General features: G+C 72.6%; 12 protein-coding genes and 1 tRNA gene. 4 read left to right on the top strand and 9 right to left on the bottom strand.

Annotation, left to right across the window (positions count from 1 at the left end; translation table 11 throughout):
- Positions 1-71: 71 nt before the first annotated feature.
- The 3 genes from ACIQUC_RS17240 to ACIQUC_RS17230 form a co-directional block, all read right to left on the bottom strand.
- Positions 72-1,325 carry a peptidoglycan DD-metalloendopeptidase family protein gene (locus tag ACIQUC_RS17240; protein WP_402269287.1) on the bottom strand — a complete coding sequence of 418 codons (1,254 nt, stop codon included), beginning with the start codon at positions 1,323-1,325 and terminating at the stop codon, positions 72-74.
- A gap of 146 nt (positions 1,326-1,471) precedes the next feature.
- Positions 1,472-2,293, bottom strand: a complete 822-nt coding sequence (locus ACIQUC_RS17235) for an inositol monophosphatase family protein (RefSeq protein ID WP_402269285.1) — start codon at positions 2,291-2,293, stop codon at positions 1,472-1,474.
- A gap of 57 nt (positions 2,294-2,350) precedes the next feature.
- Positions 2,351-2,435: transfer RNA gene (locus tag ACIQUC_RS17230), tRNA-Tyr, on the bottom strand.
- A gap of 139 nt (positions 2,436-2,574) precedes the next feature.
- On the opposite strand from ACIQUC_RS17230, the gene ACIQUC_RS17225 reads away from it, so the two are divergent.
- Together ACIQUC_RS17225 and cls are read left to right on the top strand one after the other, a co-directional pair.
- Entirely contained in the window at positions 2,575-3,063 is a 489-nt protein-coding gene (locus ACIQUC_RS17225) for a YajQ family cyclic di-GMP-binding protein (protein ID WP_022906448.1), read from the top strand.
- A gap of 16 nt (positions 3,064-3,079) precedes the next feature.
- The gene (gene cls / locus ACIQUC_RS17220) at positions 3,080-4,540 is read left to right on the top strand and encodes a cardiolipin synthase (protein ID WP_402269283.1); all 1,461 of its coding nucleotides are present in this window, start codon (positions 3,080-3,082) and stop codon (positions 4,538-4,540) included.
- 772 nt (positions 4,541-5,312) lie between these two features.
- Here the strand turns inward: cls and ACIQUC_RS17215 are convergent.
- The 4 genes from ACIQUC_RS17215 to ACIQUC_RS17200 all read right to left on the bottom strand — a co-directional run bounded on the left by ACIQUC_RS17215 (position 5,313) and on the right by ACIQUC_RS17200 (position 9,828).
- Positions 5,313-6,431 (bottom strand): heparan-alpha-glucosaminide N-acetyltransferase domain-containing protein, encoded by a 1,119-nt coding sequence (locus ACIQUC_RS17215; protein ID WP_402269281.1) that lies wholly within the window; start codon positions 6,429-6,431, stop codon positions 5,313-5,315.
- Between the two features lie 19 nt (positions 6,432-6,450).
- Entirely contained in the window at positions 6,451-7,833 is a 1,383-nt protein-coding gene (locus ACIQUC_RS17210; protein WP_022906445.1) for an FAD-dependent oxidoreductase, read from the bottom strand.
- A 90-nt stretch (positions 7,834-7,923) separates the two neighbouring features.
- On the bottom strand, positions 7,924-9,003 hold the full coding sequence (locus ACIQUC_RS17205) for a polyprenyl synthetase family protein (protein ID WP_402269278.1): 1,080 nt from the start codon (positions 9,001-9,003) through the stop codon (positions 7,924-7,926).
- A 33-nt stretch (positions 9,004-9,036) separates the two neighbouring features.
- Complete coding sequence (locus ACIQUC_RS17200; RefSeq protein ID WP_402269276.1) at positions 9,037-9,828, bottom strand: demethylmenaquinone methyltransferase; 792 nt, start codon at positions 9,826-9,828, stop codon at positions 9,037-9,039.
- Between the two features lie 59 nt (positions 9,829-9,887).
- Between ACIQUC_RS17200 and ACIQUC_RS17195 the strand changes: the two genes are divergently transcribed.
- Positions 9,888-11,147, top strand: coding sequence for an isochorismate synthase MenF (locus ACIQUC_RS17195; protein WP_402269274.1), 1,260 nt, complete (start codon positions 9,888-9,890; stop codon positions 11,145-11,147).
- Between the two features lie 73 nt (positions 11,148-11,220).
- Here ACIQUC_RS17195 and menD read toward each other — a convergent pair whose 3' ends face one another.
- A complete protein-coding gene (gene menD, locus ACIQUC_RS17190; protein ID WP_402269272.1) occupies positions 11,221-12,990 on the bottom strand; it encodes a 2-succinyl-5-enolpyruvyl-6-hydroxy-3-cyclohexene-1-carboxylic-acid synthase in 1,770 nt (589 codons plus the stop codon).
- A complete protein-coding gene (locus ACIQUC_RS17185) occupies positions 12,953-13,339 on the bottom strand; it encodes a PLDc N-terminal domain-containing protein (protein ID WP_022907202.1) in 387 nt (128 codons plus the stop codon). Before ACIQUC_RS17185 ends, menD begins: the two co-directional genes overlap by 38 nt.
- A gap of 65 nt (positions 13,340-13,404) precedes the next feature.
- On the opposite strand from ACIQUC_RS17185, the gene ACIQUC_RS17180 reads away from it, so the two are divergent.
- On the top strand, positions 13,405-13,731 hold the full coding sequence (locus tag ACIQUC_RS17180) for a DUF4229 domain-containing protein (protein ID WP_402269270.1): 327 nt from the start codon (positions 13,405-13,407) through the stop codon (positions 13,729-13,731).
- Positions 13,732-13,738 lie beyond the last annotated feature (7 nt).

Here is a 13,738-nt window from a genome sequence, read left to right as displayed (position 1 = left end):
ACACGAGGATAGCAGACCCGCGACGGTGGTCAGGAACCGGGCGTGACGCCCGGGCGTGCCGCGCGCAACCGCTAGTTCGCGTTGGCCTTGAGCCACGCCAGCGGGTCCACCGGGACGCCGTCCACGTGGACCTCGAGGTGCAGGTGCGGGCCCGTCGAGTTGCCCGTGCTGCCCACCAGGCCGAGCTCGTCGCCGACCTCGACCTGCTGGCCCTTGACGACCTTGAAGGAGTTGTCCTCCATGTGGCCGTAGACGCTGACGAACTGCTTGCCGTCGACGTCGTGCTCGACCCAGACGTCGTTGCCGAAGCCGCCGTCGTTCGCCTGCACCTTGATGACCGTGCCACCGGCGATGACCCGGATCGGGGTGCCCTCGCCCGGCGCGAAGTCGACGCCCATGTGGTTCGTGGAGCAGAACGAGCACCCCTCGACCTGGCGTCCGCCGAACCCGGAGGTGATCGGGACGCCCGTGAGGAACGGCCACTGGATCGTGCCGTTCGGGTCGTTCGTGAAGCTCGAGGCGTCGACGTTCTTGTACTGCGTGGCCGAGGACACCGAGTACTGGTCGCGGTTCGTCTCGGCGTCGGCCGCACCCGCACCGACGCTGAGGGACTGCGTCGCACCGGACACCGAGGTCCGCGCGGACGACGAGCCGGGCTCCGGCGTGTAGAGCGCCTGGGCCGGCAGGGACGTCGAGACGACGAGGCCCGCGACGAAGAGCAGGGCACCGACGGCGGTCACGCGCGAGGCTGCTCGCCGGAACGACGCCCCCTGCGTCCGCGTGTGCGGGACGGTCGACGGTGCAGCAGCCACGGCGGGCCGGGTGGACCGGTCCGTCCGGGCGATGTGCCGGGTGGCGCGGTCGACGTGGGGTGCGACGGGAGCCGCGGCGCGCGCGGGGCGACGGGACGCCGGCACCTGGCCGAGCACACGTCGGGTGCCGGCGGCGGAGCGGACGGTCGCCGCGACCGCGGGCCCCGTGGCCACGACCGGCGACGATGGTGCCGGCGGCGTCACGGGCGAGGCCGTCGACGCGGGCATGGCCGGCGACGCCGGCGCGAGGTCGATGGGCGACACCGGAGCGGCCGGCGTCACGGGCGTCCCCGGCGTGACCAGTTCGTCGAAGGCCGGCTCGGCGAGGGCGGGCCGGGAGGCGCTGCTCGCCTCCGCCACGACCGTCGCGTGCTCGACGTCGGCCGGCACTCCCCCCGCCGTCGCCGCCGCGCGTTCCGCCTCGATGCGGGCCCGTCGGGTCAGGTGGACGACCGGTGCGGGAGCGTCCGCTGGGCCGTCGGTGTGCACGGGCGAGAGGGGAGAGTGGGGCATGTGTTCGGCGTGGATCCTGATCGGGGCGATGTGCGCTCGTTGGTAACGAGCAGATAACGGGACCCGAGAACGGTAGCAGGACGCCTACCGTGTCGCCAGTCCTCGCCCGGACCACACGGCTCCCCCAGAGCGAGGGGACGGGGTGTTCACGCCCCGAGCACGGACTCCTCGAGGCGCTGGAGGAGCGCCGCGAGCTCGTCCACGACGGCGGGTGCGGCGAAGAGGAACGACCGCGTCCTGCCGGCCTCCCAGATGCGGGTCTCGGCCCCGGCCTCGCGCGCGACGATCGACCCGGCGGCCATGTCCCACGGGTTGATCCCCCGCTCGTAGTACGCGTCCACCGTGCCCGCCCCGACCGCGCAGCAGTCGAGCGACGCCGCTCCCCCGCGGCGGATGTCGCGCACCTCGCCGATGAGTCCGGCGAGCACCCCGACCTGCTGCCGGCGACGCTCGGCGGTGTACCCGAACCCGGTGGCGACGAGCGTCTCGGCGAGTGACGCCGGTGCGCCGACACGGAGCGGTGCACCGTCCCGCGTCGCGCCCTCGCCCACGGCGGCGCGGTGGACGACGCCGGTGGCGGGTGCGACGACCACGCCGGCGATCGGCTCCCAGCTGGTCGGGTCGGCCGGGCCGCGGACGACGCCGATGCTCACCCCGTACTCGGCGCTGCCGTAGAGGTAGTTGACGGTCCCGTCGATCGGGTCCACGACCCAGGTGACCCCGGAGGTCCCGGAGCCGGTGCCGGACTCCTCCCCGAAGAAGGCGTCGTCGGGCCGGGCCGTCGCGATCCGCGCCCGGATGAGCGCCTCGACCTCGCGGTCCGCCGCCGTCACCACGTCGACGACGCTCGACTTCCTGTCGGTGACCTCGACGCCCTCGGCCCTGCGGCGAGCGGCGAGCGCTGCTGCTTCGCGGGCGATGGACTCGGCGAGGTCGGCGAACCGGGCGGGGGTGAGGTCGGAGGGCATGCGACCATCCTCGCGGAAACGGAACGGCCCCGTCCGATGTGGACGGGGCCGTTCCGATGGTGGCAAGTGAGGGATTCGAACCCCCGAAGGCTACGCCGGCTGATTTACAGTCAGATCCCTTTGGCCGCTTGGGTAACTTGCCGTGTGCGCTCCCAGCCGGTGTGGTCACCAACCGGAGGCGCGCAAGAAAGCATAGCCGATCCGGGACCGTGCTCGTGACCACCGCAGGCCGGTCCGTGGGTGCCGAACCGCGCCTCCCGTCCGCCGATAGGCTGTCCCGCATGGCAGACAGCTCCTTCGACGTGGTCAGCAAGGTCGACAAGATGGAGGCGGAGAACGCCCTCAACCAGGCCGCCAAGGAGATCGAACAACGGTACGACTTCAAGGGTGCCGACGCGTCGATCGCCTTCAGCGGCGAGGACGTCCTCATCAAGGCGAACTCCGAGGAGCGCGCCAAGGCCGTCCTCGACGTCCTCCAGAGCAAGGCGATCAAGCGCAACATCAGCCTGAAGAGCCTCGACGCCGGTGACCCCTACCCGTCCGGCAAGGAGTACCGCATCGAGGTGAAGTTCAAGAACGGCATCGAGCAGGACGTCGCGAAGAAGATCGGCGCCTTCCTCCGGGCCAACGCCCCGAAGAGTGTGAAGAACCAGATCCAGGGCGACGAACTGCGCGTCTCCTCGAAGAGCCGCGACGACCTGCAGAACACGATCCAGCTCCTCAAGGGTGAAGAGTTCGACGTGCCGCTGCAGTTCATCAACTTCCGCTGATCCGCCGACCGTCGTCGTGGAGCACTGGCTCAGCGTCCTGATCACGGTCCTCCTCGTCCTGTTGGACCTGGCGATCCGCGTCTTCTCGATCATCTACGTCCCGATCAACCGCAAGCCGCAGACCGCGACGGCCTGGCTCCTGGCGATCTTCCTCATCCCCTACATCGGGTTCATCGTCTTCCTGGTCATCGGGTCGACGAAGCTCCCGCACGCCCGGCGTGAGAAGCAGACCGAGATCAACGCGTACATCCTCGAGCAGACCGAGGGGATCGAGCGCGTGCGGCGGGACCACCCGTGGCCGGCCTGGCTGGACAGCGTCACCCGTCTGAACCGCGAGCTGGGCGCCATGCCCCTCGTCGGCGGCAACTCCGCGGAGCTCTACCCCGACTACGACGAGTCCATCGCCGAGATGACCCGGGCGATCGACGAGTCCCGGCGGTTCGTGCACGTCGAGTTCTACATCGCGACGCTCGACGACACCACGCGGCCGTTCTTCGAGGCGCTCGCCCGGGCCCAGGCCCGCGGGGTCACCGTGCGCTTCCTGCTCGACCACTGGGCGAGCCGGGGCTACCCGGGCTACAAGGACACCCTCGCGTTCATGGACCGCGCCGGCATCGAGTGGCACCTCATGCTGCCGCTCCTGCCGTTGCAGGGGAAGTTCCAGCGCCCCGACCTGCGGAACCACCGCAAGATCATGGTCATCGACGGCCGGGTGGCGTTCACCGGGTCGCAGAACCTCATCGACAAGTCGTACGACCTCAAGTCCCACATCGACAAGGGCATGCAGTACAAGGACCTCTTCGCCCGGTTCGAGGGGCCGGTGGTCGCCGGGTTGAACGCGCTGTTCGTGACCGACTGGTACAGCGAGACCGACGAACTGCTCCTCCGCGAGAGCGATCCCGTGCAGCGGGCCGACCGCGGCGACGCGCTCGACTGCCAGGTCGTGCCGTCCGGCCCCGGGTTCGACGGCGAGAACAACCTGCGCCTCTTCAACGCGCTGCTCTACTCGGCGCAGCAGAAGGTGTCGATCACCTCGCCGTACTTCGTGCCGGACGACTCGATGCTCTACGCCATCACCACCACGGCGCAGCGCGGGGTCGAGGTCGAGCTCTTCGTCGGCGAGATGGGCGACCACGCGATGACGTGGCACGCACAGCGCTCCTACTACGAGGGGCTGCTCCGGGCCGGCGTGAAGATCTGGCTGTACCGCGCGCCGACGATCCTGCACGCGAAGCACTTCACGATCGACGACGACGTGGCCGTCATCGGGTCGAGCAACATGGACATGCGGTCGTTCAGCCTCAACCTCGAGGTCTCGGTCATGGTGCGGGGCAGCCGGTTCGTTGACGCCCTGCGCGAGGTCCAGGCCGCCTACAAGGAGCACAGCTTCGAGCTGACGCTGGACGCGTGGGAGGACCGGCCGCGGCGGTCGAAGGTGCTCGACAACGTCGCGCGGCTCACGGCGGCGCTGCAGTAGCGGGCGGGCCAGGAGGCGCGGGTCGGCCCCGGCGCGGGCGGGGCGCGGGGCGGGGCGCGGGGCGGGGCGCGGGGCGCGGCTGGGGCGCGGCTGGGGCGCGGGGCGCGGCTGGGGCGCGGGGCGCGGCTGGGTCGCGGGGGCGTCTCGCACCCAGCACGGTGCGAGTTTGTTCGGCCGGTGCGCCGATGACCGCACCGTGCGGAGCTACAACGCCGCACCGAGCGATCGCCCGGGCACCGGATCGCCGAAGCCGCACCGTGCGGAGTTGGACATCCCGCGCGATGACGACCAAGCCGTGCGCCGGTGACCGCACCGTGCGGAGCTACAACGCCGCACCGAGCGATCGCCCGGGCACGGGATCGCCGAACCCGCACCGTGCGGAGTTGGCCACCCCGTGCGAGGTCGACCAAGCCGTGCGCCGGTGACCGCACCGTGCGGAGCTACAACGCCGCACCGAGCGATCGCCGGGGCATCGGATCGCCGAAGCCGCACCGTGCGGAGTCGACCAGCCCGTGCGAGGTCGACCAAGCCATGCGCCGGTGACCGCACCGTGCGGAGTCGACCAGCCCGTGCGAGGTCGACCAAGCCATGCGCCGGTGACCGCACCGTGCGGAGTTGGACATCCCGCGCGAGGTCGACCACGCCGTGCGCCGGTGACCGCACCGTGCGGAGCAACAACGCCGCACCGAGCGATCGCCGGGGCACCGGATCGCCGAACCCGCACCGTGCGGAGTTGGCCACCCCGTGCGACGTCGCCCGCCAGCGCGGCCGGTCAGCGCGGCTCGGGCACCATGCGGGTGAGCCGGGCGGTCAGACGTTCGAGGGGGCCACGCCCGAGGAACCGCCGCCAGAGCATCGCGAACAGGACCGAGCCGACCGCGAACCACCCCCACGCGGCCGCCGACTCCGGGTACTCGGGCAGCGCCGCGAGCACGACGAGGTGCCCCGCGTACACCGTGAGCGGCATCGACCCGACCGCCGCCAGCGGGTACCCGATGCGGCGCACGACCTCGCCCCGACCGTCGAACACGAGCGTGCAGAGCGCGATGACGGCCACGGCCACCCCCGCGGTGCCCACCACGTCGACGATCGACGACGAGTGGTCCCGGGGCGACAGGAACAGCTGCGCGGCGGCCTCGGCGGCGGTGCTCCCCTCCCCCGCGTACGGCACACCGGGGAACGCGAACCCGGCATCGGCGGGCACCGGCGCGACCGCGTTGCCGACGAGGTACGCGACGACGGCCGCCACCGTGCCGGACGCGAGGACGACCACCTGGGTGCGCCGCGCCTCCAGTCCTGCCCTGGCGAGGGCAAGACCGACCAGGACGTACGCCAGGAAGGTGACCACGGGGTAGACGAGGCCGAGCTGGACCTCCCAGGTGCCCGCGCCGGCGTAGAGCGGGGCGATGCCGATCGCGACCACCGGCGAGGCCACGGCGCACACCGCGGCGAGCACGAGCAGCCAGCGGGCGCGGACCCGGAGCACCGGGACGGCGAGCAGGAACAGGACGCCGTAGGTGGGGAGGATCACGTAGACCGGGGTCCCCAGGGCCATCAGGAGCAGCCCGACGGCGACGACCACGACCGCGCGGACGGCGAGCCTGGCGCGGACGCGGCCGATCCTCGGCGGGCCGGGCGGTGCGGTCCGACCGCTCGTCAGGCCGATCGAGACACCGGCGAGCACGGCGAAGAGCGACGACGACCGGCCGTGTGCGACGGCCGCCCAGGTGCCGGGGTCGGACCAGTCGACCTGGTCGGCGATCCCGCCGACGTGGGTCGCCATCATCCCGAGGAGCGCCAGCGCGCGGGCGACGTCGACACCGTCGAGCCGGACCCCGGACGCGGACACGCCCCGCAGCGCGGTGGCCGGTGCGGGGCGTGCGGTCGTCATGGCGTGCGCGTCGTGCCGGTCAGCTCGTCGCCGAGCCCGTGCGCGCGTCGACGCGACCGAGGGACACGTCGACCATCTCGTCGCGCGGGACGACCTTGATGCGCTCGCGCCCCTCGGGTGCACCCAGGGCGAGCTCGTGGGCATCGAGGTTGTGCCAGCCGTCGAGGTCGGTGTACTCGACACCGCGCTCGGCGAGCAGCGCCGGGATGGCACCTTCGGACGGGTCGGCGGGCGTCCACCAGCTCGCCTGGTCGTTCACGATGTGCTGCACGGTCTCCATCGCATCGGACTTGGTGTGGCCGATGAGCCCGACCGGTCCACGCTTGATCCAGCCCGTCGCGTAGACCCCCGGGATCTGCTGGTTGTCGTCGCCGAGGACCTGGCCCTCGTGGTTCGGGATGACGCCGTGCCGCTCGTCGAACGGGACGCCGGGCAGGGGCGAGCCGAAGTAGCCGACCGCGCGGTAGACCGCCTGGACCGGGATCTCGCGGACCTCGCCGGTGCCCTCGACGCCGCCCTGGCCGTTGGGCCGGGTGCGCTCGTAGCGGATCGCGGTGACGGACCCGTCCTCGCCGACGATCTCGAGGGGCTTCGCGTAGAAGTGCAGGTGCAGCCGGCGGCTCGCCTGGCCCGTCTCGCGGGTGCGCCACTGCTCGAGCACGCGGTTCATCACCATGACCTGCTTGTTCGTGGCGATGGCGGTCTTCGAGGCCTCGTCGTGGTCGAAGTCCTCGTCGTAGACGATCATGTCGACGTCGCGGAGTTCGCCCAGCTCGCGGAGCTCGAGCGGCGTGAACTTCACCTGCGCCGGACCGCGGCGGCCGAAGACGTGCACGTCCGTGACCGGGGACGCCTTGAGTCCCTCGTACACGTTCGCGGGGATCTCGGTCGGCAGCAGGTCGTCGGCGTGCTTGGCGAGGATGCGCGAGACGTCGAGGGCGACGTTGCCGTTGCCGATGACCGCGACGCTCGAGGCGGTGAGCGGCCAGGTGCGCGGGACGTCGGGGTGCCCGTCGAACCAGCTGACGAACTCGGCGGCCCCGTAGGACCCGTCGAGCTCGACCCCGGGGACGTCGAGGTCGGCGTCCTTGATCGCGCCGGTCGAGAACACGACCGCGTGGTAGTGCTGCTTGAGGTCGTCGAGGGTGATGTCCTCGCCGAAGCGGACGTTGCCGAACAGGCGTACGACACCGCGGTCGAGCACGTCGCGCAGGGCGTTGATGATCCCCTTGATGCGCGGGTGGTCCGGGGCGACGCCGTAGCGGACCAGACCGTAGGGGGCCGGCAGCTGCTCGAACAGGTCGATCGACACGTCGTGGCCGTGGGCCTCGCGCAGCAGGATGTCGGCGGCGTAGATGCCGGCGGGGCCTGCGCCGACGATGGCGACTCGGAGGGTGGGCACTGATCGTCTCCAGTTCGTTCGGGTGCGGTGCTCCCGAGGTGGTCGAGGGGGTCGAGGGGCGGGGCCGTCGGCCACCGCGGTGGTGCCGCGCTAGCGGCTGCGTTCGACGACGGACTCGGCGAAGCGGACGAGGGCCCGCTTGACCGTGCCGTCCGGCAGGGGTTCGAGGGCGTCGACGGCGTCCATCGCCCAGCGGACCGCGACGGCGCGCGTGGCGGCGGTGGCCTCGTGCTCGCGCAGTGCCGCCACCGCCGACTGGTACGGCGTCGAGTCGACGACGTCGTCCGGCGCGGCGTTCACGTCACGCTCGATGCGCTCGAGCAGGTCCACCGCGTCGGGCGCACCGGTCGCGGCGAGCCGCTTGAGCTGCAGGAGCGGGAGGGTGTCCACGCCGGCACGCAGGTCGTTGCCGGCGATCTTGCCGGTCTTGTCCTTCGCGGGGGCGAGGTCGATCACGTCGTCCACGAGCTGGAACGCCACGCCGACCTTCTCGCCGAAGGTGCCGACGGCGTCGAGGTAGGCGCGGTCCGCTCCGGAGAACATGACGCCGGCGCGGGCCGCCGTCGCGATCAGGGAACCGGTCTTGTCGCTGAGCACCTGGATGTAGTGCTCGACCGGGTCGTCCTCGGGCTGCGGACCGGTCGTCTCGTGGAGCTGGCCCATGCAGAGCCGCTGGAAGGTCTCGGCCTGCATCCGGATGCCCTCGGTGCCGAGGTCCGCCGTGATGAGGCTGGCGCGCGCGAACAGCAGGTCGCCGGTCAAGATCGCCACGTTGTTGCCGTAGGTCACGTGCGCCGCTGGGACGCCGCGCCGGACCGGCGCCTCGTCCATCACGTCGTCGTGGTACAGCGACGCCAGGTGCGTCGTCTCGATGCTCACGGCGGCCTTGACGACCGCGTCCGTGACGCCGTCGCCGAGCTGGGCGATGAGGAGCGTCAGCGTCGGACGGATCCGCTTGCCACCCGCCGACAGCAGGTACCGGCTCGTGGTGTCGGCGAGGGTGTCGGTGGAGCGCATGGCGTCCTCGAGCCCCCGCTCGACGAGCTCGAGACCGTCGTCGACCGCGGCGATGAACCGGCGTTCCGCGGGCGTTGCGAACAGTCGCTCGCCGATGCCCAGCGATGCGCGGAGACTCGGTGCGCGACGTGCGACCGGGACGCTCGGATTCAAGTGCTGCTCCGTGTTCGGGGGTGGAGGGACCGGTCAGGCGTCGGTCGGGTCGACGCTCGGCTGCTCACCGGTGTGCTGGTGCGCACGACGGGCCTTGGCGCGTCGTGCGACGGATTCACGGACCTCGCCCGCGACCGGCTTGCGACCACGGTGCAGTGCGACGATACCCGCCGTGAGGTTCCGGTAGGCGACGACCGAGAACCCGACGCCGCGCAGCCACTGGCTGAGGACCTGCTGGTCGGGCCACGCCTCGATCGACTCGGCCAGGTAGCGGTAGGCCGCCGGGTTGCTGCTGGACAGCCGGGCCACGCCCGGGAGCACGCGCTTGAGGTACGTGCCGTACCCGAAGCGGAGCAGCGCCAGCGGGGGCGTGGAGAACTCGCAGATGACGACGCGGCCGCCGGGCTTCAGGACCCGGAGCATCTCGCCGAGGGCCTGCATCGGGTCGTTCACGTTGCGCAGCCCGAAGGAGATCGTCACGGCGTCGAAGGTGTCGTCGTCGAAGGGCAGCTGCTCGGCGTTGCCCTCGACGAAGGTGATCTCGGGGTGGCGTTCACGACCGACGGCGATCATGCCGGCGGAGAGGTCGAGCGCCGTGACGTCGGCACCCTTCTTCGCGAACGCCGCCGCACTCGTGCCGGTCCCCGCGGCGATGTCCAGCACCTTCTCGCCGGGCTGGGGATCGACCGCGCGGACCGTCGCGACACGCCACAGCGGAGCGTTGCCCGCCGAGAGGATGTCGTTCGTGAGGTCGTACTTCGCGGCGACGTCGTCGAACATGGCCGCCACCTCGTCCGGCCGCTTGTTCAGGTCCGCTCTGCTCACCCACAACATCCTAGAGGTCGCGCCCGGACGTTCCCCGCGTGGCGCGTACGATCGGTGGCGTGACCCGAACCACCACGGCGGCCCCACCGCTGACGGTCTCGACCCGGATCCTCGACGATCCGGGCGCCGTCCTCCGCCACACCCTCCGGGACAGCCCGCTCGCGTTCGTCCGGAACGGCGACGGCATCGTCGGGATCGGCGAGGCGGTGCGGTGGACGTTCACCGGCCCGGACCGGATGCGCGAGGCCTCGGCGGCGTGGCGGTCGCTCGTGCAGGAGGCCGTCGTCGACGACCCCGTGCAGCTGCGCGGCACCGGACTCGTCGCCTTCGGGTCCTTCGCCTTCGCCGACGACTCGGCCGAGACGAGCGTGCTCATCGTCCCGCGCGTCGTGATCGGTCGGCGCCGTGGGAAGGCCTGGCTCACCGCCGTCGACACCACGCTCGCCCCGGAGCCCCTCGCCTTCACCCGCACCTCGGTGCCGGTCCCGCACGTCGGGCCGCACGTGTCCGTGACGCTCGGCCCCGGCGCCGTCGACGAGGACGCCTACGCCGCGAAGGTCGCCGACGCCGTCCGCCGGATCGCGGCCGGCGACGCCGAGAAGGTGGTGCTCGCGCGGGACCTCGTCGGGACGCTGCCCGACGGGGCCGATCGCCGGGCGATCCTGCTCGACCTCGCCGAGGCGTACCCGCAGTGCGTCACGTTCGCCGTCGACGGGATCATCGGTGCCACACCGGAGACCCTCGCCCGGACCGACGGCACCCGGCTCTCGGCTCGCGTGCTCGCCGGCAGCGCGGCGCGCGGCACCGACCCGGTGTCCGACCGGGCCGCCGCCGAGGCCCTCGCCGCGAGCACGAAGGACGTCGAGGAGCACCGGTTCGCCATCCAGAGCCTGCTCGCCGCGCTCGCCCCGATCGCCTCCGAGCTGCGCGCCGACCCGGAGCCGTTCCGGTTGCAGCTACCGAACCTGTGGCACCTCGCGACCGACGTGCAGGCCACGCTGCCCGTCGGGACGACCTCGCTCGACGTCGCGGACGCCCTGCACCCGACGGCTGCCGTCGCCGGGACCCCGACCGACGTGGCCGTCCGGCTCGTCGCCGAGCTCGAGGGGGTCGATCGCGGGCGCTACGCCGGACCGGTCGGCTGGCTCGGCGCGAACGGTGACGGCGAGTGGATGCTCGCCCTCCGGAGCGCACGGATCACCGAGGACGGCACCGTGCGGGCATGGGCGGGCGCGGGGATCGTCGCGGGATCCGACCCGGCCCGCGAGGTCGCCGAGACGACCCTGAAGTTCCGCCCGGTCACCGACGCACTCGCCTAGTCGGGCCAGGAGGCGCGGTGCCGGCCCGGCACGTCGGCCGCCGCTCGACGCGGTGCCGGTCCGACAGGTCCGCTCAGTCGGCCAACGGCACCTCGATGACGACGCGCTCGGCGGGGTCCGTCAGCACCCGCTCGAGGTCGCCCCAGGTCTCGGCACGCCGGTAGGTCCACCCGAGCCCGGTCACCACCGGTTCGACGTCGACGTGCTGCGGGGTGGTCATCATCCGGCGCATGTCGGCCTCCGGCGTGGTCGCCGCGACCTCGAGCCCGCGGAAGATCGCTCCCCCGCCGTCGTTCCCGACGACGACCTGCACGCGGTGCCGGTGCTCCTCGGTGCCGGTGACGAGCGCCCCGAGGTCGTGCAGGAGCGTCAGGTCGCCGAGCAGCACACGGGTGGTGCCGACCGAGGCCGTGGACCGTTCGAGGGCGGCGGCGATCCCCAGCGCGGTCGAGATCGTCCCGTCGATGCCCGCCAGCCCCCGGTTCGCGTGCACCCGGATCGCCTTGCCCGGGACGTGCCCGTCGGCGGCGCGGATGATCTGCGAGGCGCCGAGCACCAGGCGGTCGTGCGGCCAGGTCGCACCCCAGACGGCGTCCGCGAGCATCGTGCGGTCGACCGCGCGGCGGCGGAGCGCCACCTCGTCGCGGAGGAACTTGTTCCGCTCGGCACGGTCGCTGGACCGCTTGGCGTCGAGGTCGGGACCGGCGTCGCCCCCGCCGAGCAGCGCGCGGCTCGCGGAGACCCACCGGCCGACCCACGCACGGTGCTCCGGCCGGGTGCGGCCCGTCACGCGGACGTCGGACACGACGGTGGTCGCGGCGTCCGGCCGGGAGGCGCGGGCCGGGTCGTACGGGTCGGCCCCCGGTCCGCGGACCACGAACGTCTCGACGTCGGCGCGCTGCAGGAGGTCCGGGACCTCGCGGCTGAGGGTGGGGTGCCCGAGCACGACCGCGCGGCGGACCGCGCCGCCGAAGTCCGGGTCGCCGAGGAGCGCACGGTAGGCGACGACGAGGTTCCGCCCGAACCGCGCACCGCTCGACACCTCGGCGATGAGCGGCGCACCGAGCTCCCAGGCGATCCGTTCGGCGTCCGCCCCGGCGTCGTGCCCGGCGATGACGATGGTCGCGGGCTCGTCGTCCGGCGTGAGGTCGACCACGGGCAGACCCGTGTGCACCCGCCGGGTGGCGAAGGCGAGGTCGACCTCGTCGTCGGGCACCGGCTGGACCGCCCCCTCGCCGAGCCCGGCGGAGAGCGGCTCGCGGAACGCGACGTTGAGCTGCACCGGACCGGGCTGCCCCGTGTGCCCGGCGGCCGCGGCGACCACCTCGCGCACGAGTCCCCGGACGGCGTCCGCGTCGACACCGGCGGCGGTCGGCGCCTCGACGTCGCGGACGACCGTGACGGCCGGTCCGAAGAGTCCGGGCTGGACGGTGGTCTGGTTGCTGCCGATCCCGCGGAGCTCGCCGGGCCGGTCCGCGCTCACGACGATCATCGGCACCCCGGAGTGGTGCGCCTCGAGCACCGCGGGGTGCAGGTTCGCGACCGCCGTGCCCGAGGTCGTGACGACGGCAGCGGGACGACCGGACTCGACGGCGAGCCCGAGCGCGAAGAACCCGGCCGTGCGCTCGTCGAGCCGGACGTGCACGGTGGTGCCGCCGACCCGCTCGAGCGCGACGGCGGCGAGTGCGAGCGCCTGCGACCGGGAGCCGGGGCTCACCACGACGTCGGTCACACCGGCCCGGGCGAGCTCGGTCAGGAGCGCGACGGAGAAGTCGGTCGCGGGGCTGCCGGAACCCGCTGGACCGTCAGCGATCGGCGCGGCCGTCGTCGTCGCGGCGGTCACGGTCGGCGCGTCGTTCCCGCTCGCGGAACTGCTGTTCGAGGTCTCGGAGGGTCTCGTCGTCCTGGTCCTTGTCCGTGCGGTGCTGATCGGGGCCGCTGGGGCCGCCGAGGAAGTCCGGGTCGTCTTCGGGTCCACGGTACCCGGAGCCGCCGCCGGGACGGGTCGCCGGTGCCCGGCCGAGCAGGAACCAGAGGACGCCGCCGAGCACGGGCAGCACGATGACGAGGAGGACCCAGACGCCACGGCTGAGGGAACGGACACGTTCCCGGGGCATCGTGGCGCAGTCGATGGCCGCGTACACCGTGAACGCCACGGCGGCGACGACGACGATCAGCCACAGTCGGATCATGGCCGGGAGTCTAGGTCGGCAGCCTGTGGGGTCCCTGCCGGTTGCGCTTCCGTAGACTTGCGCAGGTGAAAGCGTGGCTCGTGTACACCCTGGCCCGCCTCGGCATCTTCGCCGCGGTGCTGGCACTGCTCCTGCTCCTGACGCCGATGACGGCGGCCTGGGCGACGATCGTCGCTGCGCTCGTGGCCCTGCTCATCTCGTACATCGCCCTGCCGAAGCTGCGCGGTCGCGTGACGGAGAGCCTGGCGAACCGCCGCCCGGCCCCGGAGCACGACGTCGACTCCGACTTCGAGGACGACTTCGTCGACGCGGCGGACACCGACCTACCGACCGGGCAGACGGTCTCCGACGCCGACCGTCACGCGGCGCGCCGCGAGCACCGCGAGGGCTGATCCCCGC

The organism is Curtobacterium sp. NPDC098951 (assembly GCF_044759965.1).
In the GTDB taxonomy this organism is placed as follows: Bacteria; Actinomycetota; Actinomycetes; order Actinomycetales; family Microbacteriaceae; genus Curtobacterium.
The sequence above is the reverse complement of the archived record's forward strand: the minus strand, read 5'-3'. Positions and strand labels throughout refer to the sequence as shown.